This window comes from Lysinibacillus sp. TE18511, assembly GCF_054062295.1.
Map to the genome: position 1 here is coordinate 165,759 of NZ_JBSSFD010000006.1, position 26,070 is coordinate 191,828.

At 35.3% G+C, this 26,070-nt stretch carries 24 protein-coding genes, 1 tRNA gene, 2 pseudogenes and 1 riboswitch; of the genes and pseudogenes, 22 read left to right on the top strand and 5 right to left on the bottom strand.

The annotated features are described in order from the left end of the window. The first annotated feature begins 91 nt into the window (after positions 1 to 91). A riboswitch (Lysine riboswitch) is annotated at positions 92 to 270 on the top strand. A 114-nt stretch (positions 271 to 384) separates the two neighbouring features. After that, complete coding sequence (locus tag ACVWXS_RS07040; protein WP_456957166.1) at positions 385 to 1,611, top strand: aspartate kinase; 1,227 nt, start codon at positions 385 to 387, stop codon at positions 1,609 to 1,611. Between the two features lie 499 nt (positions 1,612 to 2,110). Then, complete coding sequence (locus ACVWXS_RS07045) at positions 2,111 to 3,550, top strand: methyl-accepting chemotaxis protein (protein ID WP_456957168.1); 1,440 nt, start codon at positions 2,111 to 2,113, stop codon at positions 3,548 to 3,550. Positions 3,551 to 3,607: 57 nt separating this feature from the next. On the opposite strand, the gene ACVWXS_RS07050 is transcribed toward ACVWXS_RS07045, so the two are convergent. Next, complete coding sequence (locus ACVWXS_RS07050) at positions 3,608 to 4,042, bottom strand: YslB family protein (protein WP_368635676.1); 435 nt, start codon at positions 4,040 to 4,042, stop codon at positions 3,608 to 3,610. Positions 4,043 to 4,313: 271 nt separating this feature from the next. Between ACVWXS_RS07050 and ACVWXS_RS07055 the strand changes: the two genes are divergently transcribed. From ACVWXS_RS07055 to ACVWXS_RS07115, 13 genes are all read left to right on the top strand, one after another. Further along, complete coding sequence (locus ACVWXS_RS07055; protein WP_068983915.1) at positions 4,314 to 4,928, top strand: succinate dehydrogenase cytochrome b558 subunit; 615 nt, start codon at positions 4,314 to 4,316, stop codon at positions 4,926 to 4,928. A gap of 66 nt (positions 4,929 to 4,994) precedes the next feature. Then, complete coding sequence (gene sdhA / locus ACVWXS_RS07060; RefSeq protein WP_368635677.1) at positions 4,995 to 6,749, top strand: succinate dehydrogenase flavoprotein subunit; 1,755 nt, start codon at positions 4,995 to 4,997, stop codon at positions 6,747 to 6,749. A gap of 5 nt (positions 6,750 to 6,754) precedes the next feature. Continuing rightward, positions 6,755 to 7,534, top strand: a complete 780-nt coding sequence (sdhB, locus tag ACVWXS_RS07065; RefSeq protein ID WP_368635678.1) for a succinate dehydrogenase iron-sulfur subunit — start codon at positions 6,755 to 6,757, stop codon at positions 7,532 to 7,534. A 464-nt stretch (positions 7,535 to 7,998) separates the two neighbouring features. After that, entirely contained in the window at positions 7,999 to 8,457 is a 459-nt protein-coding gene (locus ACVWXS_RS07070) for an acyl-CoA thioesterase (RefSeq protein ID WP_456957171.1), read from the top strand. Positions 8,458 to 8,704: 247 nt separating this feature from the next. Continuing rightward, the gene (locus tag ACVWXS_RS07075; protein WP_368635680.1) at positions 8,705 to 8,926 is read left to right on the top strand and encodes a helix-turn-helix domain-containing protein; all 222 of its coding nucleotides are present in this window, start codon (positions 8,705 to 8,707) and stop codon (positions 8,924 to 8,926) included. A gap of 74 nt (positions 8,927 to 9,000) precedes the next feature. After that, on the top strand, positions 9,001 to 9,453 hold the full coding sequence (locus ACVWXS_RS07080; RefSeq protein WP_368635681.1) for a MarR family winged helix-turn-helix transcriptional regulator: 453 nt from the start codon (positions 9,001 to 9,003) through the stop codon (positions 9,451 to 9,453). 10 nt (positions 9,454 to 9,463) lie between these two features. Beyond that, positions 9,464 to 10,261 carry a glutamate racemase gene (gene racE / locus ACVWXS_RS07085; RefSeq protein ID WP_368635682.1) on the top strand — a complete coding sequence of 266 codons (798 nt, stop codon included), beginning with the start codon at positions 9,464 to 9,466 and terminating at the stop codon, positions 10,259 to 10,261. Between the two features lie 130 nt (positions 10,262 to 10,391). Beyond that, positions 10,392 to 11,141 carry a ribonuclease PH gene (gene rph, locus ACVWXS_RS07090; protein ID WP_374967514.1) on the top strand — a complete coding sequence of 250 codons (750 nt, stop codon included), beginning with the start codon at positions 10,392 to 10,394 and terminating at the stop codon, positions 11,139 to 11,141. Between the two features lies 1 nt (position 11,142). Beyond that, positions 11,143 to 11,736: an XTP/dITP diphosphatase gene (locus tag ACVWXS_RS07095; protein WP_456957175.1), complete on the top strand. Its 594-nt coding sequence runs from the start codon at positions 11,143 to 11,145 to the stop codon at positions 11,734 to 11,736. A gap of 12 nt (positions 11,737 to 11,748) precedes the next feature. Continuing rightward, positions 11,749 to 12,252, top strand: coding sequence for a metallophosphoesterase (locus tag ACVWXS_RS07100; RefSeq protein WP_456957177.1), 504 nt, complete (start codon positions 11,749 to 11,751; stop codon positions 12,250 to 12,252). Positions 12,253 to 12,385: 133 nt separating this feature from the next. Beyond that, entirely contained in the window at positions 12,386 to 13,846 is a 1,461-nt protein-coding gene (locus tag ACVWXS_RS07105; protein WP_456957179.1) for a protein adenylyltransferase SelO, read from the top strand. A 101-nt stretch (positions 13,847 to 13,947) separates the two neighbouring features. Further along, on the top strand, positions 13,948 to 14,121 hold the full coding sequence (locus ACVWXS_RS07110) for a DUF2639 domain-containing protein (protein WP_456957181.1): 174 nt from the start codon (positions 13,948 to 13,950) through the stop codon (positions 14,119 to 14,121). Between the two features lie 61 nt (positions 14,122 to 14,182). Beyond that, on the top strand, positions 14,183 to 14,884 hold the full coding sequence (locus tag ACVWXS_RS07115) for a YqjF family protein (protein ID WP_456957183.1): 702 nt from the start codon (positions 14,183 to 14,185) through the stop codon (positions 14,882 to 14,884). A 40-nt stretch (positions 14,885 to 14,924) separates the two neighbouring features. On the opposite strand, the gene ACVWXS_RS07120 is transcribed toward ACVWXS_RS07115, so the two are convergent. The 3 genes and pseudogenes from ACVWXS_RS07120 to ACVWXS_RS07130 form a co-directional block, all read right to left on the bottom strand. After that, positions 14,925 to 15,590, bottom strand: a complete 666-nt coding sequence (locus ACVWXS_RS07120) for a hypothetical protein (protein WP_456957185.1) — start codon at positions 15,588 to 15,590, stop codon at positions 14,925 to 14,927. A gap of 92 nt (positions 15,591 to 15,682) precedes the next feature. Further along, positions 15,683 to 16,081: pseudogene (locus ACVWXS_RS07125) on the bottom strand (SDR family oxidoreductase); the annotation flags it as partial. A 136-nt stretch (positions 16,082 to 16,217) separates the two neighbouring features. Beyond that, positions 16,218 to 16,562, bottom strand: a pseudogene (locus ACVWXS_RS07130) (SDR family NAD(P)-dependent oxidoreductase); the annotation flags it as partial. A 222-nt stretch (positions 16,563 to 16,784) separates the two neighbouring features. On the opposite strand from ACVWXS_RS07130, the gene ACVWXS_RS07135 reads away from it, so the two are divergent. The 4 genes from ACVWXS_RS07135 to ACVWXS_RS07150 all read left to right on the top strand — a co-directional run bounded on the left by ACVWXS_RS07135 (position 16,785) and on the right by ACVWXS_RS07150 (position 20,201). Further along, a tRNA-Arg gene (locus tag ACVWXS_RS07135) sits at positions 16,785 to 16,858 on the top strand. A 119-nt stretch (positions 16,859 to 16,977) separates the two neighbouring features. Further along, entirely contained in the window at positions 16,978 to 17,391 is a 414-nt protein-coding gene (locus tag ACVWXS_RS07140) for a hypothetical protein (RefSeq protein WP_456957186.1), read from the top strand. Continuing rightward, positions 17,349 to 17,942: a tyrosine-type recombinase/integrase gene (locus ACVWXS_RS07145; protein WP_456957188.1), complete on the top strand. Its 594-nt coding sequence runs from the start codon at positions 17,349 to 17,351 to the stop codon at positions 17,940 to 17,942. Before ACVWXS_RS07140 ends, ACVWXS_RS07145 begins: the two co-directional genes overlap by 43 nt. A 906-nt stretch (positions 17,943 to 18,848) precedes the next feature. Continuing rightward, positions 18,849 to 20,201, top strand: coding sequence for an ApeA N-terminal domain 1-containing protein (locus tag ACVWXS_RS07150; RefSeq protein ID WP_456957190.1), 1,353 nt, complete (start codon positions 18,849 to 18,851; stop codon positions 20,199 to 20,201). A gap of 64 nt (positions 20,202 to 20,265) precedes the next feature. Here the strand turns inward: ACVWXS_RS07150 and ACVWXS_RS07155 are convergent, their stop codons facing one another. Further along, positions 20,266 to 20,865: a hypothetical protein gene (locus tag ACVWXS_RS07155; protein ID WP_456957192.1), complete on the bottom strand. Its 600-nt coding sequence runs from the start codon at positions 20,863 to 20,865 to the stop codon at positions 20,266 to 20,268. Positions 20,866 to 21,208: 343 nt separating this feature from the next. On the opposite strand from ACVWXS_RS07155, the gene ACVWXS_RS07160 reads away from it, so the two are divergent. From ACVWXS_RS07160 to ACVWXS_RS07170, 3 genes are all read left to right on the top strand, one after another. After that, positions 21,209 to 21,955 (top strand): hypothetical protein, encoded by a 747-nt coding sequence (locus ACVWXS_RS07160; protein WP_456957194.1) that lies wholly within the window; start codon positions 21,209 to 21,211, stop codon positions 21,953 to 21,955. Positions 21,956 to 21,984: 29 nt separating this feature from the next. Beyond that, a complete protein-coding gene (locus tag ACVWXS_RS07165) occupies positions 21,985 to 25,230 on the top strand; it encodes a hypothetical protein (RefSeq protein WP_456957196.1) in 3,246 nt (1,081 codons plus the stop codon). Positions 25,231 to 25,610: 380 nt separating this feature from the next. Continuing rightward, positions 25,611 to 25,754 carry a hypothetical protein gene (locus ACVWXS_RS07170; RefSeq protein ID WP_456957198.1) on the top strand — a complete coding sequence of 48 codons (144 nt, stop codon included), beginning with the start codon at positions 25,611 to 25,613 and terminating at the stop codon, positions 25,752 to 25,754. The last annotated feature ends 316 nt before the right edge of the window (positions 25,755 to 26,070 follow it).

A 26,070-nucleotide genomic window follows, 5' to 3' on the forward strand; every position in this document is an offset into this window, starting at 1 on the left:
TATATACGGCTCCTTAGCTTATTGTAGATGTTTCAACTATATAAACTACAAATTTTTTCGCTAAGGCAAAATTAAATACATTCACTATTTAAGTGATGATAGAGGTGCGAGGTTCAAGAGTAGTACATTAGAGGGCGAACAAGTCCAGTGACAATGTATGAAAGGGGAGCTTGCCGAAGTGGAGCATCGTTGTTTCCGATGCTGTGCTGGTTTTGCATTTAATAAATGTAAAACTGTCGATTCTAAACGTTTCGGAGAGCTATCTCACATGCGCAAGTAACTATTATTGTACATGTTATAGGCAGCTTTCACGTTATGTGAGGGCTGCCTTTTTTAGTTTTCTAGAGACAGCGAAATGATTGAATACGAAGGAGAATGATCTGTATGGCGAGAATTGTGATGAAATTCGGTAGTGCTGCATTAGCATCGACAAAGCATATTCAAGATGTTGCGAAAAGGGCGATAGCTGAAAAGGAAAGAGGCTATGATGTTGTCGTTGTAACTGCGGGAATGAGGAGTATGGCGAAAGAATTAGCAGAGATGGCTTGTGATTTATCAGATAGTGCGCCTAAGCGTGAACTAGATGTACTACTTTCAACAAGCTCACAACTATCAAGTGCGTTAGTTGCGATTGCTTTGCAGGAAGAAGGATATCATGCAGTGTCATTAACAGGTTGGCAGGCAGGTATTCAAACTGATGATATGTATTTCAATGCGCGTATCGATGATATTGATGTTAGTCGAATAGCAGAGCATTTTGCACAAGGGCAAATCGTAATCGTTGCGGGGGAACAAGGTATTAATTATTCACAGAATATTACGACGCTCGGTAAAGGCGGAGCGGAAACGACGGCTGTAGCTATCGCGGCGGCATTGGAAGCGGAGCGCGTAGATATTTACACGAATGTGGAAGGAGTCTATACAGCTGATCCAAGTCATGTTGCTAGGGCACAAAAGCTAAAAGAAATTTCCTATGACGAGATGCTAGAGCTATCAAACTTAGGATCACAAATTTTACACCCGCGAGCTGTAGAATTAGCGAAGAAATTTCAAATCCCAGTTATTATTCGGTCGAGCGTAGTAGATACAGTAGGTACTTTATTGAAGGAGGAAGTTGGAATGGAGAAAAATTTAATAGTTCGTGGTGTTGCCTATGAGTCAGATGTTATTCGTTTAACGGTTGGTTATGATGCTTATTCTGATGCTTCGCTAGCAGATATGTTCACAATACTTGCAAAAAATCGCATAAACGTCGATATCATTGTGCAAGCAATAATAGATGGCTTAAAGCCGACTGTATCGTTTACCATTTTAAAAGAGGAGTTTGCAGAAGCATTACGTGTCTTAGAAGATAGTAAATTATCACTAGGATTTAGTTTTGCTGATTTTGAAATCGGCTTAGCAAAAGTCTCAATAGTTGGCTCAGGTATGGCATCTAATCCAGGCGTTGCTGCCCGTATGTTTGATCGTTTGCGTCGTGAAGGTATCCCAGTAAAAATGGTAAGTACATCTGAAATAAAAGTATCTGTTGTTGTACCTCAGGATGAAATGATTCGTGCAGCAAATGCATTGCACGATGAATTCAATTTAGAACATGCACTTTACGTATAATAATGAATGGGATGTGTCAATAAAAGGCACATCCTATTTTTTTCTTTATACTAATTTAATATTTTATCTATTGATATTATTGTATAGTAAAATGTAATTATATGGATCATCACCAAAAGTTGTGGATGACATTTGTTAAGACGTATGCCTTGTATCTTTATTCAGTAGAAGACTCCCACCTCTGAAGGTAGTGAGATAAATGCGGATGTGGTTCCCTGTCAATAGGTTCCAAACCCCTACTCAATGAAGATAAAGCCTCTGGCGGATGTCACGGATTTTCAAAGGAATGAATTTAAGGATGTTAGCCTAAAATCTTCGCATCCTGCGAAAACGGCAAACTGACCTGCATCGGTGCTGCTGTCGCTACGCTTTCGCGCAAAAAACATCTGTTGCTGCCGCTACGTTAGCACTACGCTTTCGCACAAAAAAACATTTGCAGGCCTGGGCACAATTCAAAATCCGGGTGCAATTACGCCAAGGCAAAATTGATATAGGTTGATTGGAGTGGAGACTGGGCGACTCCTTGGGGATTAGCGTCACAGATGAGACCCTGCAGCGAGCAACGCGAGTGAAGCGGCTCATCGGACGCCCCCAGGAAAGCGCCCAGTCGGAACGGAAATCAACCACACGTTATGGTGATGAGGCAATTATATGTTTTACCAAGGAAAAGGTGGAGGTTTGTATGGCATTATTAGGTTTATTTCAAAAGCCAATTGAAAGCGTTGAGATACACAACGATTCCGAAATACAACTATTAAAAAAGCGAATTCAGGAATTGGAACTTGAGCAAGAAAGCATCGATGTGAGAAATGCGATTTTGGACTTTGTACTTGCACATATGGAGTTAATTAATTGTCAAACGGCTTTAAAGGTTCAAAGTGTCTCAACAAAAGTAAGAGATATTTCAGCAATGGCTGAAGAAATGTCATCAAATTCAGAAGAGATACTTGCGGTTGAACAAAATGTTAATGCAAATATTCAAGAAATAAAACAGCATTCGTTATTACTTGTAGAGGAAATGGAATCATCCATTATAAAAGGTGAAATGGTTCAGGAGCTGTTAGCTAAAGGAGCTCATTCAACAAAACATCTGAACAATGAAATGAGTAAAATGAATGATATTAGTAAAAGTGTTACAGGGATTGCCGATCAAACACAACTACTAGCCTTAAATGCCTCTATTGAAGCTGCACGTGCAGGTGAGCAAGGGAAGGGCTTCAATGTTGTCGCGATGGAGGTAGGAAAGTTAGCTAATAGCTCGAAAGATTCATTGCAAGAAATGACGAAGATTCGATCAGTTATCGATAAGCAATTACATAATACATTAAAAAATATTGAACAAGTCGAACATTACTTCACTGATTTTTTAAGTATCATGAAAGGTAATATTGCTAATTTGACAGCAACAAGTAAAAATATTGAAGAAGTAGCAAGTGGAATTCATCAAATAACAGCTGCATCAGAAGAGAATGTAGTAGCTGTAGATCGTTTAGCTGTAACAATGACAGAATTATCACATACAAGTGACTTCTCGGAAATAATACAGAATCAAGTATTTGAAATGTTACATGTTATTGCACCGACAATTCGAAAGCCCTCAGAGCAAACGGTAATTAGCCAATTGGCAGCAAGATTAATGGATCATGCTAGTTTTTTGCGAAATGCTATTCAAAAGGCAGGACATAAAGAAACGTTAAAAACGCATCATCAATGTGCGTTTGGGAAATGGTATTATGGACATTTTGAGCAATATCAGAATTTACTGGAGTTTCGTCGTATAGAACAACCTCATGAATTAGTACATACGGCTGCTCAAAAATTAGTTAATGAATTGTCAATTATTAATTTAGAGGAAACGATTCAACACTCACTTAATATTTTGGAAGCATTTATGTCGTTAATAGATGTACTTTTAAAAGAAAGACATGCTCAACTATAAATATAGAAATAGAAAAGGATTGTCATCCATCAATTTGGGACGACAATCCTTTTCATTTTATTCGGTAGGAACGGTGTGCATGATTCGTTCTTTGACGTCCCATTTCACTGTAAACATAACGTTTTGTTGCTTTTCACGCTTTTCATCATAGCATTCTGTTAAATAACCTTTTGCTTGCTGGATTTGTTCAGCTATAAATCCTGCTTCAAGTCTAAAGCTACGTAAACCGATTTGTAAAATTGTTGGATCATTTGTCAGTTGGAATATACGTCCATCCTTCGATTCTTTCATAAGCTCTAAATTACCCCAGCAGGCATCTGCGAAAAATGCGATAAGTTCATCTTGACTTTTACATGGGAACTTTCGAGCAAGCTCTTTTCCTGCCCAATAAAGGACGTCATCTTCATGTTTGCCAAGAATGGTAGATAGAATATGATCGCGAATTATCTCATAGCCAAATGATGAGATTGTAGGAGATGAAGTGTTTAACATTGAAATCCTTCTTTCTTAGAATTTTCTTAAAATTTGACGTTAATAAAGTAAAGGTGGCTTTTCCGAGAAAAAACGATGCATCACGTACTAGATTATTTCTTTAATAAGGGCTGTGAAAAACGCCGAGTTGCCTTGACGCTCGTAGCACTTGAGAGTACAATAAACATGTCATAATATTGTACCATGATGAAATACACAGTCAATGAGGTATCATTTACAAAATGATGACTTCTTTGCTGTGCTATTTTAAGTACTAAGGGGGGTAACAGTCTTGTCGAAAGATCGAGAGTTTTTATGGCGTCGTTTACATTCTCTACTTGGTGTCATTCCAGTAGGTCTGTTTCTGATGTTCCACTTGTCAATGAACTTCACTGCTGTTGGTGGTGAACAAGCTTACAATGATGCAGTAGGTAAGATGGAATTAATTCCACATAGTCTTCTGTTAGTAATGGAATGGGTAATTATTTATATCCCATTATTGTTCCACGCATTCTATGGTGTCTTCATTGCATTCACTGCTTCACCAAACACAGGGCGTTTCAGTACATACCGTAACTGGATGTTCTCATTACAACGTTTCACTGGTGTATTCTTAGTGATTTTCATTGCTTGGCATATTTTCCAAACACGTATCCAAAAAGCGTTAGGTGCAGATGTTGAGTTCAATATGATCGCAGATATCGTTGCGAATCCATTTATGCTTGGATTCTATATTGTTGGTATTTTATCAGCAACTTTCCACTTATCAAACGGTTTATGGGCATTCCTAGTAAGCTGGGGTATTACACAATCTCCTCAGTCTCAAAAGATTGCTACTTACGTAACAAACATTATTTTCGTAATTCTAAGTGTAGTTGGTGTGGCTGCTATTTTATCTTTCGTTTAATTTAATAGAAGATACTATAGAGTCCATTCAATCATTGCAATTTTTAAAGAGGAGTGAGAAATAATCATGGCGAAAAGCAAAATAATTGTTGTCGGCGGTGGTCTAGCTGGTCTGATGGCAACGATTAAAGCAGCTGAAGTTGGTACTGAAGTTGATTTATTCTCATTAGTTCCTGTAAAACGCTCACACTCTGTATGTGCGCAAGGCGGAATTAATGGTGCGGTAAATACAAAAGGTGAAGGGGATTCTCCTTGGATCCACTTTGATGATACAGTATACGGTGGGGACTTCTTAGCAAACCAACCACCAGTTAAGGGTATGTGTGATGCAGCCCCTGGTATTATTCACTTAATGGACCGTATGGGTGTAATGTTCAACCGTACACCAGAAGGTCTTCTTGACTTCCGTCGTTTCGGTGGTACTTTAATGCACCGTACAGCCTTCTCTGGTGCAACAACTGGTCAGCAATTACTATACGCACTAGACGAGCAAGTTCGCTCTCACGAAGTAGCTGGTTTAGTGAACAAATATGAGCACTGGGAATTCCTTGGTGCAGTAGTCGATCCTGACGGCGTTTGTCGTGGTATCGTAGCGCAAGATATGCGTACAGAAGAAATCAAATCATTCCGTGCAGACGCTGTTATTATGGCGACTGGTGGCCCTGGTATTATCTACGGTAAAACAACAAACTCTGTTATTAATACAGGTTCTGCTGCTTCTATCGTTTACCAACAAGGTGCTTCATACGCGAATGGTGAGTTCATCCAAATTCACCCAACAGCGATTCCTGGAGATGACAAAAACCGTCTAATGTCAGAATCAGCTCGTGGTGAAGGTGGCCGTATTTGGACTTACAAAGACGGTAAGCCTTGGTATTTCTTGGAAGAAAAATATCCTGCATATGGTAACTTAGTACCACGTGATATTGCAACACGTGAAATTTTCGACGTTTGTGTAAACCAAAAACTTGGTATCAACGGCGAAAACATGGTATACCTAGATCTTTCTCATAAAGATCCACATGAATTAGACGTTAAACTAGGTGGTATCATCGAGATCTACGAAAAATTCGTAGGGGATGACCCGCGTAAATTACCAATGAAAATCTTCCCAGCAGTTCACTACTCAATGGGTGGATTATGGGTTGACTACAACCAAATGACTGAAATTCCTGGTCTATTTGCAGCAGGTGAATGTGATTATTCTCAACATGGTGCAAACCGTCTTGGTGCAAACTCATTATTATCTGCTATCTATGGCGGTATGGTTGCTGGACCAAACGCAGTAGATTACGTTAAACATCTTAAAAAGCATGCTGAAGATCTTCCGCAAGAAATTTATGATGCTCGCGTAAAAGAAGAGCAAGCAAAATGGGATGCTGTCATGAAAATGGATGGCACAGAAAACGCTTACTTGATTCATAAAGAGCTTGGCGAAATGATGACAGCTACTATGACAGTAGTACGTTACAACGATCAACTTGAAGATACATTGAAAAAACTTGATGATCTTCTAAAACGTTGGGATAACATCAACATCAACGATACGCAAAAGTGGAGTAACCAAGGTGCTCACTTTACACGTCAGCTTAAAAATATGTTACTACTTGCGAAAGTAATGACAAAAGGTGCATTATTACGTAACGAATCTCGTGGTGCTCACTATAAGCCAGATTTCCCAGAACGTGATGATGAAAACTTCTTAAAAACAACTATGGCGAAATTTGATCCAACTACGGGTGAGCCAATCATCACTTACCAAGAAGTTGACGTTTCATTAATCCCGCCACGTAAACGTGATTACTCTGCGAAAGGAGACTAAGAATTATGGATATCGCAGCTAATACTGGAAGAATGGTAAAAGTTGAAATTTTACGTCAAGATACACAAGGTGGCAATGGCTACTGGCAGAAATTCGAAGTTCCTTACCGCCATGGTATGAACGTCATTTCTGTATTAATGGAAATTCAAAAGCATCCTGTTTTGTCAAATGGTGAAAAAACAACACCAGTTGCATGGGACATGAACTGTCTTGAAGAAGTTTGTGGTGCATGTTCAATGGTTATCAATGGCCGTCCGCGTCAATCTTGTTCAACACTGATTGATCAATTGACTGAACCAGTTCGCCTTGAGCCTATGAAAACATTCCCGGTTATTCGTGACTTACAAGTTGACCGTGATCGTATGTTCAATGCACTTAAAAAAGTTAAAGCATGGGTTCCAATCGATGGTACTTATGATTTAGGTGAAGGTCCACGTATGCCAGAAGGTAAACGTCAATGGGCTTATGAATTATCTAAATGTATGACTTGTGGTGTATGTATGGAAGCATGTCCAAACGTGTCTGAAAAAGCTTCATTCATCGGACCAGCACCATTATCACAAGTACGTCTATTCAACACTCATCCAACGGGTGCCATGATTAAAGACGAACGTTTAAATGCAATTATGGGTGATGGAGGCCTTGCAAACTGCGGTAACTCACAAAACTGTGTAGCTGCTTGTCCAAAAGGTATTCCTTTAACAACATCTATCGCGTCATTAAACCGTGCAACTACAGTGCAAATGTTCCGTAACTTCTTCGGTTCTGACCACTTCGTAGACTAATAGTACAAGCTTTACTCCTAAACTCCCTTACACTAAATGTGTGGGGGAGTTTTTTTCTATTTTAAAATAAGTAATTTACAGGCAGTTCTATCCTAAGGGGCATTATTCGATAAAGATTAATAAACTAAAAGAATTCTTTAACTACGATATTTGTGACAACAAGCCGAGGAGACCCCGTAGTCAATCGGCGAAGCGTTTGAGAAAGCTTCACATTGTGCCTCCCCTAATCTTTTGATATAAAGACAGTGCTCTTACAAATACAGCTTAAGCATAGGACCAATGATTGAATAAGGATAGTTGACTGATCTCGAAGATAGGGTAGTTTGTTGGAAAAAAATGAGTGAAAATTCGGATTTTCTATGACGATTTAATGTTTTCTTATATAATGAATATATATTCATTATTGTTCGCTAATTCTGTATGTAGCTTAGAAGAAGTGAATGAAAATTAGGGGGATGGTTAAGATGAAAGCAAATTATATCGGAGATTTTCAGAACTGGGCAAAGGATTTTTCGTTTTTTACTGAGGTGCGTGTACGTTTTTCAGAAACGGATATGTTCGGTCATATGAACAATACAGTTAGCTTTACATATTTTGAACAGGCACGAATCGATTATTTTCGCCATTTAGGGATTCTAATGCCTTCAGTAAGTGATGAAAATGTGGATAGTATTCCGATCGTAGCCGACTTACAGTGTGACTACGTGAAGCAAGTTTTCTTTGATGATGTCCTAAAAATTTATACGAAGATAGCGAAAGTAGGAAACTCATCGATGGATATTCATTATTTAGCGAAAAACCAACATGATGGGGTTTGCTTTACGGGTCGTGGTACGATAGTGCAAATGGATCCTCGGACTGGGAAGAGTGTACCTCTATCTGAAGAAACAAGTGCTCAACTCGTTAGCATGGGGATTCTGTAACATAAAAGTCGATTCAAAATATTGTAGGTTACGGAGCTAAAAATAGATAGAGAGTATTGAGGCATTTTTTCGCCATTAACAAACATTTCGGCTGATGAAATTGCAATTTCACATGAATTTACGGATTTATGGAAGCGGTTTTCAAAATTTTTCAGGAAACATGTAATATTCATGAAAATAGCCGTCACCGCTCCTCGTTCCTTAACATAAGTTACAATACGTGCGGGGGAGGAGGGTGTAACTGAAAATGAATAGCTCTCATCATCGTTCTCTTTTAACTAACCGAGAACGTGAAATATTTGCGCTTTTATTAGCTGAAAAAACAACGAGGGATATTGCAGAGCAACTTGGTATCAGTGAAAAAACAGTGCGAAATCACATTTCCAACACAATTCAAAAGTTAGGTGTAACGAACCGATCTCAGGCGTTAATTGAGCTGTTACGCTTAGAAGAATTCAAATTAGACTAATGGACACTTGCTATTTCAGAGAAAAAACGACAAAATAGAACTATTCAACGTATTTTTAGGAGTGAAATAGTTATATGTCGGATGAACTAACAAAGCACTCACCTGAAACCGTTGCAACGGTTGAAAAGGAATTACGCTATATAGCGGCCATTGTGAAACAAAAAGGAAGAGAAATTGTTTCACAATATGCGATTACGCCGCCACAATTTGTTGCATTACAGTGGTTAGAAGAGCTTGGAGATATAACAATTGGCGACTTGTCAAACCGATTATACTTAGCTTTTAGTACAACAACAGATTTAGTGGACCGGATGGAGAAGAATGAATTAGTCAAACGTGTGCGTGACGAAAATGATCGTCGTGTCGTTGTTGTTCATCTTCTCGAAAAGGGCGAACGTATTATTCAAGAAGTAATTGAAAAAAGACAGCAATATTTGCAAGAAAAACTTGTTGGTTTTAACGAACAAGAAGTCGAGCAATTATCAAGCTTTTTAGAAAAACTACATGTACACATGAAACAGGATTGAGGCGGAAAGTATGAATGCCCCGATAGGCGTTATTGACTCAGGAGTAGGCGGTTTGACCGTAGCAAAAGAAATAATGAAGCGATTACCAAATGAAACGATCTATTATATTGGTGATACAGCAAGATGTCCTTATGGTCCGAGAACTCGTCAGGAAGTACGAAACTTCACTTGGCAAATGGCAAAAGCACTAGAGAAAATGAATATCAAAATGCTCGTCATTGCTTGTAATACAGCGACTGCAGTAGCACTCGAAAGTTTACAAAGAAATATGCCTTTTCCGGTACTAGGCGTTATTAATGCTGGCGCACGTGCAGCTGTAAAGAAAACGAAGCGACATGAAGTCGTTGTGCTTGCAACAGAAGGAACTATTAAAAGTGCGGCGTATGAGGAAGCATTATTGTCACTGAATACGTCAACACATATTATTCCATTGGCATGTCCAACATTCGTACCACTTGTAGAAAGTGGCGAATATAAAGGTGAATTTGCAAATAAACTAATTGAAGAAGGCTTAAAGCCGTTGAAAAATGAACAATTTGATACAGTTATACTAGGGTGTACACATTATCCAATATTGCAAAAACAAATTGAAGCTGTGGTCGGAGAAGAAGTCTTTGTACTATCTTCCGCAGAGGAAACAGCAAAGGATGTTCAAGAAATGCTTGCGTATAATGGTACTTTGGCTGACACAGATGCAGTGCCTGCTCATAAATTTTTTGCAACCGGTTCTGTTCCAATTTTCCGTTCGATTGCTGAAAATTGGCTTGAGCAAGGTACTCTCAATATAAAACGTATTACATTAAAATAAAAAATCAGCTTAGCAGTGGGCTAGGCTGATTTTTGCCATTTTTAGCATTGTACATAAGGGACTGAGCACTTTTTTGAAGGATAAAATTATGGTAAGATGAGGGCGCGAAAGTTTTTAGGAGGAAAAAATGATGACAAGATTTGATGGAAGAAATGTAGATGCACTGCGTCCTGTGAAAATAGATAGTGAGTATTTATTACACCCAGAAGGCTCAGTTTTAATTCAAGTAGGCAATACAAAAGTAATTTGTACAGCAACGATTGAAGATAAGGTTCCTGGGTTTTTACGTGGACAAGGTAAAGGTTGGATCACGGCAGAATACTCGATGCTACCTCGTGCAACAGCACAGCGTACACCGCGCGAATCATCTCGTGGCAAAGTCAATGGCCGTACAATGGAAATCCAACGTTTAATTGGTCGAGCATTACGTGCTGTAGTTGACCTAGAAGCGCTTGGCGAGCGTACTGTATGGATTGACTGTGATGTGATTCAAGCAGATGGAGGCACACGTACAGCCTCAATTACAGGCGCATTTGTAGCGATGACACAGGCAATTGCCAAATTTGCAGAAGAAAAACAACTAGAAAAGTTCCCAGTAACAGACTATTTAGCTGCAACAAGTGTTGGTATTGTTGAAGAGCAAGGGGCAGTTTTAGACTTAAACTACGTTGAAGATGTCGCTGCTGCCGTAGATATGAATATCGTTATGACAGGGGCAGGTCAATTTGTTGAACTACAGGGGACAGGCGAAGAAGCAACGTTTTCTCGTGAAGAATTAAATGAACTGCTAGCGTTAGGTGAAAAGGGCATTCAACAATTGATTGCACTTCAAAAAGAGACACTAGGTGGTTTGGCTAACAAAGTGGGAGGAAATGAATAATATGAATCAAGTAGTGATTGCCACTAAAAATAAAGGAAAAGCAAAAGATTTCGAAGCATTATTTGGTCCACTTGGCTATGAAGTAGTAACGATGTTTGATGTTGCACCAGAAATGGAAATAGATGAAACAGGCACTACCTTTGAGGAAAATGCCATCATAAAGGCAGAAACATTAGCAAAAGAGCTAGGCACAATTGTTATTGCTGATGATAGTGGCTTAGCTGTTGACGCATTAAATGGTGAGCCAGGCGTTTATTCTGCACGTTACGCTGGTGATCATGATGATGAAGCAAACATGGTTAAGCTGTTAGAAAACCTAAAGAATGTCGAAGATGAAAAGCGTACTGCACGTTTCTGCTGTTGCATCGCTATTGCGGGGCCAGGTTTTGAAACGACAACAGTTTTTGGTACTTGTGAAGGTGTCATTGCACACGAAAAACGTGGTGCTAATGGGTTTGGTTATGATCCTGTCTTCTTTGTCCCAAGCTTAAACCGTATGATGGCTGAGCTAGTTGCCGAAGAAAAGGGAGCAATTTCCCACCGTGGGAATGCGATTCGTAAGCTGAAGGAACAATTGCCAAATCTTATAAAATAAGAGGTGATATCCATGCAAATACTGGTCATGAGTGACACACATGGCGATAGTGATGTGATTGAAAAAGTTCGAGGCTTTTACCCAAAAGTCGATACTTTCATTCATTGTGGAGATAGTGAGCTTCCATTCTCACATAAAGCATTGGATGGTATGAAGAAAGTACGAGGAAATTGTGATATCGATCAAGCTTTTCCGGATGAAGCAGTATTCGATATAGAGGACGTAACAGTCTTTTTAACACATGGTCATTTATTCAATGTTAAAACTTCAATCTTGTCATTATCATATCGTGCCAAAGAGGTAGATGCGCAAATTGTATGCTTTGGGCACTCTCATATTCTTGCTGCTGAAATGATTGAGGATGTCTTATTTTTAAATCCGGGGAGCTTATTAAAACCACGTGGTCGTAAAGAAAAAAGCTTTGCCCTTGTCGAGATTGAAGATACGTATTTTGAAGTAAAGTTTTTTACAGATGATCATCACTGTATTTCCACTCACAAGTTTATACGAAAATGATGGAACAAAAACGCTTAGGTTAAAATAACTCAAAGCGTTTTTGTTTTATTAGCAGAAAGCTAAATGGTAAAAATGGCTATGAATTGTTTATGATGAAATAGAAAAAATAACTATAAACGATAAAGGAGAAAACATGGACAATACAATAGGATGGAATTTTGATAATAGCTATGCCCGCCTACCAAGTATTTTTTATACATCACTCACTTTAAATCCAGTTCGTTCACCAAAATTAGTAATGTTAAATGAAGCGGTCGCACAGTCACTTGGATTAAATTTCAATGCTCAGCAAAACGAAGAAGCGGTCGCAATTTTTGCAGGTAACAACAGCCCAACTGGTGGCACGCCCATTGCCCAAGCTTACGCCGGACATCAATTTGGGCATTTTAATATGCTAGGAGATGGAAGGGCGCTGTTGTTAGGTGAACAAATAACACCAAATCATGAACGATTTGATATCGCGCTGAAAGGCTCAGGAAGAACCCCTTATTCCCGAGGTGGAGATGGCAGAGCAGCACTTGGTCCAATGCTACGTGAATATATTATGAGTGAAGCAATGCATGCACTCGGTATTCCAACCTCTCGAAGCTTGGCTGTCGTGACTACAGGTGAAATGATTATTCGTGAAACCGAGCTCCCTGGTGCAGTTTTAACTCGTATTGCAAGTAGTCATTTGCGAGTGGGAACTTTCCAATACGCAGCAAATTGGGGAACTGAAGAGGAGCTAAAGGCTTTGGCAGATTATGCTTTGGAGCGTCATTTTTCAAATGTTGATAAAGCTCAAAATCGTTATCTCTACCTACTTCAGGAAGTCATGAAGAAGCAAGCAACTCTCATTGCAAAATGGCAACTAGTCGGTTTTATTCATGGTGTCATGAACACAGATAATATGGCCATTAGTGGGGAGACGATTGATTATGGTCCTTGCGCTTTCATGGATATCTATGATCCTGCGACAGTATTTAGCTCGATTGATCGACAAGGTCGTTATGCGTACGGTAACCAACCTAATATCGGGGGATGGAATTTAACACGTTTTGCTGAATCGTTATTACCATTAATCGATGAAAATCAGGAAGATGCCATAAACCTAGCTCAAGAGACATTACAACAATATCCACAGCTGTATTATGCAAACTGGTTAACAGGTATGCGAGCAAAACTTGGGTTATTTAACGAAGAAGATCAGGACGTAGCACTAATTGAAGAGTTTCTATCGTTAATGCAGCAGTATCAGGCAGACTATACGAATACATTTATTGCATTAACCTTCGATAATTTTGATGAATCAAAGTTATTTAGTGCAAAAGAATTTAAAGAATGGCATCAGAAATGGCTTGGAAGACGTGAAAGACAACAGGAAACAACAGACATGTCTCACCAATTAATGCGGGATCATAATCCAGCAGTAATTCCGCGAAATCACCGTGTAGAAGAAGCATTAGAGGCTGCTGTTGCATGTGGAGACTACAGTGTAATGCATCGATTACTGAACGCTCTTGCACAGCCCTTTGCACATACTAAGGAGCAGCGGGAATATGCTACATTACCAACACCGTCTAACCAACCGTATCGAACTTTTTGTGGCACATAAGTTAAAAACGAGGGATAAATTCCTTCGTTTTTTTATGTGCAATAACCGTAACCACACGAAACTCCTGAGCATACGCTATGTATGAATATATGTGAAGGAGAATGTGTGACGTGTATAAGTATTCAAAAGGTTGGTTTGTTAAGCAACTTCGAGAGCATGGAATTTTGGTGCATCCACAATATAAAAGTCATTTAGGCAATTATAAAGAATCCGAATTACGCAATTTATATTACAAATATATTGAAAAAGAAACGTTCGATTCAGAACAAAAATAATCATTTTCGTTTGAATAACTCCTTTGTAGGAAAGAATTTTAGTACAGAAGGGAGTTATTTTATGTGGAGCAAACCGTGGATTATGACGCAAATATGGCAAGATGTGTTGTTTCTACATTGGCCAATATCACCTAATGAAATAGAGCCGTACATCCCTCAAGAATTGCAACTGGATCTCTATGAAAATAACGCTTGGCTTAGTGTTGTCCTTTTTAAAGTAAAAGGACAACGCTTGAGATTTCTACCACCATTCCCTGGGATGGATTCCTATTTACAGCTTAATGTCCGCACATATGTTACATATAACGGCGTGAAAGGTATTTATTTTTTTAACTTAGATGTTACGAATCGTTTTATTGTACAAATAGCTACAAAAGGCAGTCTATCATATCGCCATTCAAAAATATCTTTAAAACAAAGAGGTAACCATTTTTCTTTTACAAGTTTACATCACGGAGCGCTGGCTGAAAGGTTGAAGATTTCATATCAACCGATTTCCGGTGCAATAATGAGTTCTACCTTAGAAAAATGGTTGGTGGAACGTTATCATTCTTGGTCGAAATGGAAAAATTCCTTACTGCGCATAGATATAAGTCATATGCCATGGCAGTTGCAACGGGTCAATATTGATATCGTAAGCAATACACTAGCTCCTTTTGTGAATAAAACAACAAAAGGAACTCATCCAATAGCTCATTATTCAAAAATACAAAAGGCTAGAATTGATCCACCAATAGTGGAAATGAAAAACCAGCTTTATTAACAAATTAACTTTGTCAAAAGAGCTGGTTTTATTAATAACATTAATAAAAAAGATAGCAAAATTGCATCACAATGGCACTAGCAATCATATCCGACATAGCAATTGCCTCGGCCTGAACGACATCAAAAATTTGAACACCCTCTTGATAGTTTTTCTGAATCATTGCTACAGCTTCTTTTTTTGTTAAAGCTAAATGCGTATAGAACATTTTTTGCACTGCCTCTATACTCAAATATGGATTAATTCGATTCAAAAATATGATGATGTCGTTAGCATTACGATACCATTCCTTTTCTTTTGCCTCTGCTGTTGCTGCATCCCCTTTAGCAGCTGCAGTCACTAACTGTGCTGCAATGATAAGATGTTCTTTAATCAGCTCCGTATAACGATCAGCAATTTGGTCACCGTAAAATGGACGTAGACTATTGCCTAAGTCGGTCGCATTTCGTAGCAGTCGTTCCTGCACATAGGGTAAGTCAGGTAAGCCAAAGACAATACTGATAATCGTCATCCTCGTCCAATTGACGTGCTCCATCCATAATAAACGATTCATTGCCATAAAATCAGCTTCAGCTTTACTAATACAGCGTCGACAATCGTTCTGTGGTAGTGAAAAATGGCGAATCGGTGCGGTATATTGGGCGTGAGAGGTATTATAGAGCGTGCCTAAAGGATTCATATAATATCCATCTGGGTAAGAGAACAATGAGTATCCACTCCTTCTAATATTCTTTCTAATCTAGAATACTCTGAGGTACTTCCATATATGAAAGAATAATTATGAAAGGGTTGAATAAGTTATTCTTCATACATCATTTTCTTTGTCATCCCATCATCGACAGTTAGATTAATGCCTGTGACAAAATTATTTACTGGGCTTGTTAAATATAAACAAGCTTGTGCAATGTCTTCAGGCACGCCAACACGCCCCGATAAATGCTGCTCGTGATCAATGTGACGAAGCTGTTCATAATCACCTGTTTCAATCCAACCAGGTGAAATACAATTAACTGTAATATTATCTGGACTTAAAGATCGTGCTAAAGCATGTGTTAATGCGACAATCCCACCTTTTGTTGCTGCATAGGCTTCGGTATGGGGCTCAGACATCTCAGCGCGTGTAGAAGCTAGAGAAACAATAGAACCACCATTGTTATTTGTTCGCATAATTTGTGCAGCTTCTCTTGCACATAAAAAAGCACTCGATCAATTATGCCTCGGCATAATTGCGGCCAGAATCGGCTTTGTGCTCGCACAAAGAACTCCATTCCGATTCCGTGACATCCGCCGGTGGCTTTAACTTCTTTCAGCGAGAGTTTGGACACCCGCTGAAAGAAGTTAAATTGGTTTGAATCAAATTATTCCATTCATCCAAAGTTACGTCGTAAAGAGATTTATGTTGGAATTTCCCTGCATTATTAATTAAAATATGGATAGTACCAAAATGATCAACTGCTTTTTGCATTAATGAAACAACTTCTTGTTCTTTCGTAACATCTGTTTGAACAAAAAGAACAGAATAACCTTGCTCCAGTAAATCTTTTTCCAATTACTGACCTAATTCCTTATTTACATCGGCAATTATAACATTGGCACTTTTTCGTGTATATGCAAGTACAATGCCTTTGCCAATCCCTTGTGCACCACCAGTTACAACTACTATTAAATCTTTGAACATTTAAGCTTCCTCCAGTTTTTTTGCTTTTGATTATTTTAACAAAAAATCTATTATGATTAGCAAAAGTAGTTTTGAGAAATGGCATAAAGGGGTATATGAAATCATATAATATTTATCATGAGGCAAACCTTGCCTTCATAGTAAAATTAATGTTGACATTATGCTTTAAAGCACATATAATAAATATTGTCCTTAATATAGTTTATATAGAGATGACATCATGTCTCAGTAGCTCAGCAGGATAGAGCAACGGCCTTCTAAGCCGTCGGTCGGGGGTTCGAATCCCTCCTGGGACGTCCAGTTTTACAACGTTATACTTAGAGAAATAAGCACTTTCGCTTATGATTCAATTTTACAGTACTCGGTCAGTCGAGTTTCTGTACTGATGAATTATAGGTGGAGGTGCTTTTTTCTTTTGACTAAAAAGAAGGGGATATTTGATATCCAAATTGAACAACCGTTAATTCAAGTTAGAATGCCTGAAGAAAAACGTATTGATGTGACAATTGAACAAGCGTTGTCAGTCATTCTGAAACAACTTGAAGTCAGTGGTTGTCGTGAAAGAACGCTATACGATTATAGTACAATTGTTCATTATTTTATCAGAGATACAAATGTTGTGTATCTGATGGATATAACTAGCGATGTAATTTATTCTTGGCTGGAACAGATGAACGTCAAAAATACAACTAAATTAACACGTTTAAAGTGTTTTAAAGCATTTCTGGGACGTTGTTTTGATAATGGATGGTTCACGAATAAGTTTTGGCGGTCAGTAAATAAAAAGTGGATACTGAAATCAAAGAAGGTGCTACAGATGAAGATGTAAATTTACTTTTATCTGTTCTTGACTATACAAAGTTTCTAGATTTAAGAAATGCCACTGCAATTTTATTGATGTATCGTTGTGGATTAAGGATTGGAACTATTGCACGAATGAAAGAAAAACATGTTGATTTTGTTAATCAAAGACTGCAACTTGACGGAGAAGTTATGAAGAATCATAAAGGATTAATTTTACCTTTAGATGAACAATTGACTTATCTGTTACAGGTCATGATAAAACAGAACCGTTTAATTAGAGATGAATACAAAGAACGTAATGATAATTTATTTATTACGATTAAAGGAAAGCCAACATCTAATTCTATTACATCTAATTCAATTCAGAAACAACTTAGGAAATACACATTGAAATACGGAATTAAAAATATGAATCCACATGCATTAAGACGTGGATTCGCAAAAAACCTATATGCGAAGTCCAATGATTTGTTATTGGTTTCAAAAGCACTAGGACACAACGATTTATCTGTAACAACCAAATATCTACATACTGAATTAACTGATGTATCAGATAAGCTAAGAAATTATCTTTAACAAATTTTAAATGACAAAAAGTAACAAAAATAAAAAGCCACCTACTCGCAATAGGTGACTGAACTCAATATCAAATATAGCACTACCTACAATTAAATATGAGTTATATTGCCTTTATTTTACTGCAAAAAAAGTTAAAATGCAAAGGTCTAGTTTCCTATTGTCTTTTTTAGGTAAAACTCTTTCGAGGTTGCCCACTAACTCGAATCAAAATAAAACTGGAAAGGTTATGACATTCCCGATGCAAACAAATGTCTAGGATACCACTACAAGCTTCCTTGTTGGCTTGGGTATCTGAATGGTGCCAGCGATCATTAATGGCTAGGAGTGGAAGGTCTGAATGATTAAGGTCATGCAGAATACATAATACATTGTAATTGTTGTTGAGTTTCTCATAACAGTAGAATAAGCATTTACGATACACACAGAAGGCATGTAGACGGATTACAAGACGTTTCGGGGGCAGAAGTAGAAACTATGTGTATTGATTTGAAAGAATCACATTTAACAAGGGCATACATATACGGATACCTCAAATGACGGATTCATGTACATAAAGCGAGTGGCTGGCTATGTTTCAGATTCTATTAAGTGAGTTTCTGAAATGTAGGCAGTCATTTTTGCACCAAGCCATTTTCCTCAACTCTGGCTTCATGTATAAAAAGTGTTTCCTAGTTTAAAGGTTTTTTATTACTTTATCTATGTTTTTTGTATGACTTTATTAGGATGACCAAAATAATTGATAAATTAAAAAAGATAATTTTACAGATGGCCAAGCCGTGAAAACTACTAACTTTTCAATAGTTATTGGAAAACATTTTATAAATTATGGTTAATAATCTAGTAAAATAAATAAAACTGAATTACTAGAGGTATAAATATAAATTTTAGTAGGGTGGTATTTAAATGTCAGGTGCAAAAGCTATGAAACACAGAATAAATGATGAGTTTCAAATTAAAGGTTATTGGAGGCTTCCTAATTCTACAGAGGAAGTATCAGGGATTTTATTTTATACACATGAAAGAATTACATTGGAATTAATCGGTTGTATTGGGGAAGATGACTTTTTTTTGCCAACGGGTATAAAACATGACACCATATTTGGTTTTTCTGACAAAGGGGAAAAGTTTAGCTTATTCAATGTACAGTTAATAGAATCGCCTTTTAGTGCACCAGGATTTACTACTCAAACTTTTTATGTGAATGAATTTATTGTAGGAGGGCATTTCGAGAAAAAGAATGATATTACTTTTAATTCTATGGTGATTTTCCCGACATATCTAGCAGAATGGATTAATAGAAATCATTATAAGAAAAGTTTTGAAAGACTAAATAGAAGAAATTACTTAAAAAGTATAGAGTGGGAAGATGCTGAGAATTTCAAAGTAAATATTCAAGGGTTAGATTTTTTAATCGAGGAAGTTGATAACCCAAAGATAACTACAAGTCCACAAACTATTAACTGGAAAAATGAAACTTGCCTAAGAATTACTCCTAATAAAAATCAAAATATAGAATGGTATAGGCAAATAATTAATTCTGTAAGGATTCTTTTAACAACATTGATTAACAAACCTGTGTATGATACTTCAATAATATATTACGGAGATTTAGATACAACATGGAACGAGAATGGAAGTGAAATTAGGCATCAATACATGCACTTTCGTACTTTGAGAAAAATGAATATTGAAGAAAATTTCAAACTTGAGAAATCGTTAATAAAATTTGATGACATTGAAGATAATATTGATGTTATTTTAAACAATTGGTTTAGCTTTAGAGAGAACTATAAAATTATTCTTGAGTTGTACTCAGAGGAATTTTATAAACCGATGTATGTTAATTCGAGTTTTTTAAGCTATGTTCAAGCTTTAGAAATCTATCATAGAGTTAAAAGTGAAAGTAATGGAAAAAAGATTAACTTAAGAACTAGATTAACAGAACTTTTAGAAAGTCTAGGTGAAGCTTCGAAATTATTTTTAATTGGAGAAAAAGACGAATGTGAAAAATTCATAGCGCAATTAGTTGATACTAGAAATTTTCTCACTCATTATGAGAAGGGGAGTAAGAAAAATATAATTGAGGATACTCATGATTTATTTAATACTATTATGATGTTAAAAGGGCTGTTAAACTTCTTGATAATAAGAGAAATGGGAATTGATGAAGCAATAATTATAAAGCGTTTAAAAGAAAATACTGCTTTGAACTGGTACATATTAAAAGCCAGAGAAAATTTAAAAATAAAGGGGTAGCTTTCCAGTTTAAAACCAGAAAGCGTTTATCTTACTTTAAAAATTGTTTTAATAAATTTCGCATTCAACTACTTGGTATATATAAGTTAATCGGTAATCCATCACGAATTTGGCTTCTCCATATCCATTGAAGTAGTTCTGATAATGCAAACATATCTTCATTAATTTCAATGCCTTTAGAAATAAAAAAGTTCTTCTCATAGGTGTACATAAAGCGATTTACTAGGTAAGCTAGGGATTCCTTCTCTTTAAATTCATTAGTTGCCCTAGCATTTACTGCTACAAATCCTTTTGTGTACCCTTTGCCTTTTAATTTAGGTTTATGGTCTTTGAAGCAAGTCCACATATTCAATTTTGTTGGTGTTTTTACATTGTTTTTAAAATAGGTTGTAGTATTGTTCTGTAACTTTTTTATTAACTGTTCATTTTGGGATTTATTAAACCAACTTTTAGACATAGTAAATTTATCATCACCAATATTGTTAAGTTTGCCTTCATAAATAGTAATCAAAGATTTAAGTTTCGAAAACGTTGCCTTACTTGTGGGTGCATAATCAGTAAGTGAATAAGTACCTTCTGAAGATTTAATACTTTTATACTCATAGTTGATTTTATGCATATCATAATAGTATTTTTGTTGTTGGCACTCAAATAGGTAAGTCATGATATAAACTTCTTTAAAGGCTTCTTGCCAGCCTTTCCAAGGTTGAATCGTAAATTTCCCTTGCAGTGCTGCAGAAAGTTAGATGGCCATTCGTCGTGCGTGCCGTAAGGTGCGCTTATTTTTTTGAATTCGGGCTTAAGATTAAATAGAGTTCTAATTTGCTTATTTGAATTCCTCATTTCTTACGATTTGAAATAGTATAGCTGCAAGTTTTTTATATTCGAAGAGGAAAAAATAAAAAATCATAAATTATTTTATGAATGATCTACACATCATATATATGTATAATTTTAGGTAATAGCTAGTTTGAAGAAATCTTAATTTGTTGGAGGTGAATAGTACATTGCAAGGAATTTGTTATTGGTGTGGTAAACCTGCAGTATCTATGGAACATGTACCACCTAAGTGTATGTTTCCAGAAGAAAAAGATATAAAAGATTTTTACAAAGGTAATTATAGAAAAAATTTAATTAAAGTGCCTTCATGTGACTTACATAATATTGAAAAATCTAGTTTAGATGAATATTTAATGGCTACATTAACAAGTAAAGTTGGAAATAATAGTTTAGCTTTTATTCAAACAAAAACTAAAATAAATAGAACTCTCTCTAGAAATAAGCAGCTATTAAGTGTTAAACATAGCGAGGTGATAGAGGTTGGAAATTATAAGTTTCCTGTCTCTATGATTGAAACAGATAATCACAAATTAACTTATGCGTTTGAAGCGATAGCTAGAGGTTTATATTTTTATCGAAACAATGAGACATACAAAGGAGAAATAAAAGTTATTTCGGAAATCTTCAATAATGAAGATTATCAAGAGGCTATGAACTTTACTAATAAGGCGATTAATATAATTGAAAACGAAGCTGTTAACTGGGGAACAAAAGTTTTAGGTGAAAATCAAAAAGTCTTCACATATCAATTTAGTCCAGTTGACGGGTTTAATTGTCAAACACTTAAATTATGCTTTTTTGAAGGAATCAAAGTTTATGTAATTTTAAATGGTATGTCCGAAAGAGATAGACTTAAATATAAAAAAGCTTCCAATTTATTGAGGGGATTTTGTTTGATTAAAGTGAGGTTTTGAATAGATATAAGCATAGAGAGGTGTTCAGATTGAAAACAGCAAAAAACTCTATCATTGGTTACTCATATCAAAAGCTTGTTGCCTTTTATATATTAGTTCTTATGGATGTAGAGAGAGAAATTTTAGGGATAGAAATAGAGGCAGATGTGGAGCATAAATTTGACGATTTAGTAATCGTTAATAAGGATGGGACTAAAACGTTTTGCCAAATGAAAGATTTTAAAGCAATAAATATTTCTAATATTACTGTAAGTGATGGTATTGCAAAAATTAAATCCAATCCACATACAACGGCAGCTACTAAAAATATTATCTTTGTTAAGAAAATCGATATTGAGTGTAACTCTGAAATACTAGGTTTACCAAGTTATTCGATTGATAATGTCTATATAATTTCTTTATCTAGAGAAGAAATTAGAACAAAGGTAGAAAAACTTTATGAAATAGATTTGCCGAGGATATCACTTATAGAATCATTTTTTGAAAAGAAATTTGATGAAAGAGAACTTGTAATTAGTCTTCAAGAGCTGCCTGTTTTACAAATTTATTCTAATCAATTAGTGGATCCTACTATTGAAGTTAGGGAATTTCATATTGCTAACCAAAAACCTTTATTAATTGAGGGAAAGCCTGGTATTGGTAAAAGTCACTTAGTTAATAATATAAAAGTAAATGGAGAAAAAATAATCTATAGATTTTGGATATCTAATCAAGATTATGATTATCAAAATAGATTAAGATATGACAATTTCATAAGTGATTTAATAAAACGAATTTTTAAGAAACTAATTAAAAAAGATATTGATGAAATTGTTTATGAATTAAAAATTAATAATATAACGTTAATTATAGATGGGCTAGATCATGTCGAAAATTATAATCCATATGAATTAGAAAAATATATTCAATTTATAAATAGTGTGGAACTTGGTGGGGCTAAGGTGATTATACTTTCTAGACCATTAAAATATAGCGTAAATTGGGAAGTATATAGACTGCAAAATTGGAATTTTGAACAAACGAGTTTCTTTTTGAATGAGCAATATCATTTTTCTGATTATATGTTATCTAAAGAAATATTTCGAATAACTCAAGGTTATCCAATTTTGGTTAGGTTTGTAGCTGATTCGTATAAAATAAATAAAACGGTACCAGATTTACCCCAATTAGATACTGTTAATGAATATTATGATGTCATAACAAAGAAGTACAGTAATAAAGAGACTTTGGGAGTGTTCCTAACATCTAATTCGTATTTTATGAGGTCAGAGATAAATACTTTATTAGGGCCTTTTTCTATGTTTATCAATCAGATAATAGATGAGCATCCTTATTTATTTGAAATCAAGTTGAATAGAATCTCCTTATTACATGATAGTTTGAATACTTATTTAAGAATATCTTTATCTGGAAATGCTAATGTCGAACAAGTTATAGATGATATTAAAAATAAGGTATATGAATCTATTATGTCGGGGGAAAAACAATTTATTAGCAGATATTTACATTTCTCTTTTGGTAGAAATGAACAATTAGAGATTACAAGAAAATATGCAGATATTAATTTCTTTGAAAAATGGTTTAAAGGAACAGTTGATATAGAAGCGGTTCAGGAGTTTTACAGTCAACTGAGATTTACACTTGAAAATATAGCTCCTAACGAATTAACAATAAATAATTATTATGATTTTAGTTTAATTGTGAATATTTTAGCTAGAGATCACATCTCTAATTTAAAAGAGTTTTTATATATTTATATTAATACTTTATTATTTAATGGGTACACTGAAGATGATATTACAAGTACCGGTTATCTTTTTGGAATGTTGTATTTTGTAAAAGAGGGAAACTACTCTTCGTTAGAAATGGTTGAAGCTAATAATCATTACGATACTACAAATTTTTATTTAGATATACAAAAAGAACTTGAGGCGGAAGATCGATATTTTGATATATTAGAGGCTTCGGTTGATTTTAATAAGGCACACAGGTTATTACGTGAAAGTAGTGAATTAGAATTTAAAGATTTAATAGGAAAAATATTTGTAGCAATTTATATTAATGAGGTTCCAATAAATTCAGAATTTGTACTTTGGAAGAAAAAAATACATGACTATATAGATAATAAAGAAGATATAACGGATTTTGTAAAGAAAATCTTTAGAGACTTTAGTCATCGAGAATTTTTCGCTCCGTCAGTAATGCAGTCTGTAAAAAATGAATTAAAGATATTAGGATTATTAGAAGAAGATAATGAATTTTTAAACCTTTCATTAGAAGAGTTTATTAACCATTACAAAGACAAAGATTCTTTTCAATTAATAGGTTATATAAAAGATTATTTAAGGTTGAACTTATTTTTGAAAAAATATATAGACGTGAACTCTATATATAAATTATTTACGAGTTATTATGCTAGGAAAGATTATACAGTCCATAATATTTGGAAACCCTTAATCTTGTTTCAACGAAAAGGATATTTGAAAATCGAAAAAAGTGTTGAAATAATTAAAGAATTCCAATCGAAATCAGAAAAAGGAATAAGGCATATTCTTGATTACTTTGTGGATAATTTAAATAATCAAGAGTTTAGTTATTTTATTCAAGAAATATATTCTAAGGATGAAGATTTAAAATTAGATATTTTTCAATTATCATCAGAAAAAATAAATATTCTAAGTTCCGATCTTGTTGGGAGAGAGTTTTTTGAAAGGCTACGATACCATAATTATAGCAAAACTTTTGAATATCACGAATTGAAAAATTTATTGTATTCGAAGTATTGCAATGAAGTATGTAGATTACTAGAAAAATATCAATACAAAATATTGGTACAAAGTGTTAGTTTCAAAATTGAAGATTTCAAAGGGTTTGAAGAAATCTTTCAAATAATGAGCGAAGTAAATTCTAGTGACACAAATATCACTAGTAATTATGAAAAAGGGTATTTAACTATTCAAGATATACCATTTATAATTCAAGAAAATCTATCGCCAATAGAAATTGCAAGTCTACCAGATGGATATTATAGTGCTTTTAGTGAATTAGAATTATATCGACATTTCGATAAAGAAGTCCTAACAGCTAATTTGCTTGCCATCTTACAAGCAGCTGTATGTAGTAAGATTTATAGTATAGATATGCCTTCAAACTTATTTGAAATGGTAGGAAATATTCCAGTTTTTTTAGATGAATTTGTTGTTATAAATGTAGAGATTGAAACCATATTTTCGAGCTTTCTGAAATTTATCAAACTATCAGGAGCTTTTAATTAGTAAAAATAAAAGTGTTCATTATATTGTATGGGATTGGATAGCCATTTTTATAAATTAGAAATGTCGCCAGTTATTGCCTATTCTATATATAATATATTTTTTAAAGGAGGATTTTAAATGTATAAAATGTATGATACTCAGCTTGTAAATCTTAGTATTTAAAAGTTGGAAAACGTGAAGAGGTTTGCACTCCATTAATATTATTAGTTTCTATTGAGAATGGCAAATTATATCGCCATTATTGTGCAGGAGATATTGAAGGAGGGCCTGTTATTAATACTGGTATTCTTGATAGCACTGATATTCGAATTTTTGAAAAGATAACAAGAAATAAAGGCTCATATATATTAACGGAAGATAAAGAACGATACAATGGTCCGATGAAAACAAGATACTCTAATAAGGAGTTGAAGGGAACTGTCTTTTATTCACCAGGAATTGAGATCAATGGTTATTTGATGGTGGGAGATGTGAATTTTGGTTTTATTCCAGCAAATCTACTAAAGCCAGTTGAAGATAAGTGATAGATTAGGAATTATATATAGCTCTCTTATTTATTTGATAAGGGGGCTATTTTTTATGGTTGATTGACATGCGGATAGAATGTTTGTCGATGTCTTGGGCTTAGTTGAATAAACCATAAAAGACCACTCAGTGATGATGGGTGGTCTTAAAAGCAAGGTAAACAAAAGGTAAACATTACAGTCGTTAACCTTTGTATTATTTCGTAAATGTTCATTTAGTAGTAAGCCCGAAATATAAAAAAAGCGCACCTTCTCGGTACGCACGACGAATGGCCATCTATCCTATTTTTTTCGGATAGATGGCTATTTTGCACAT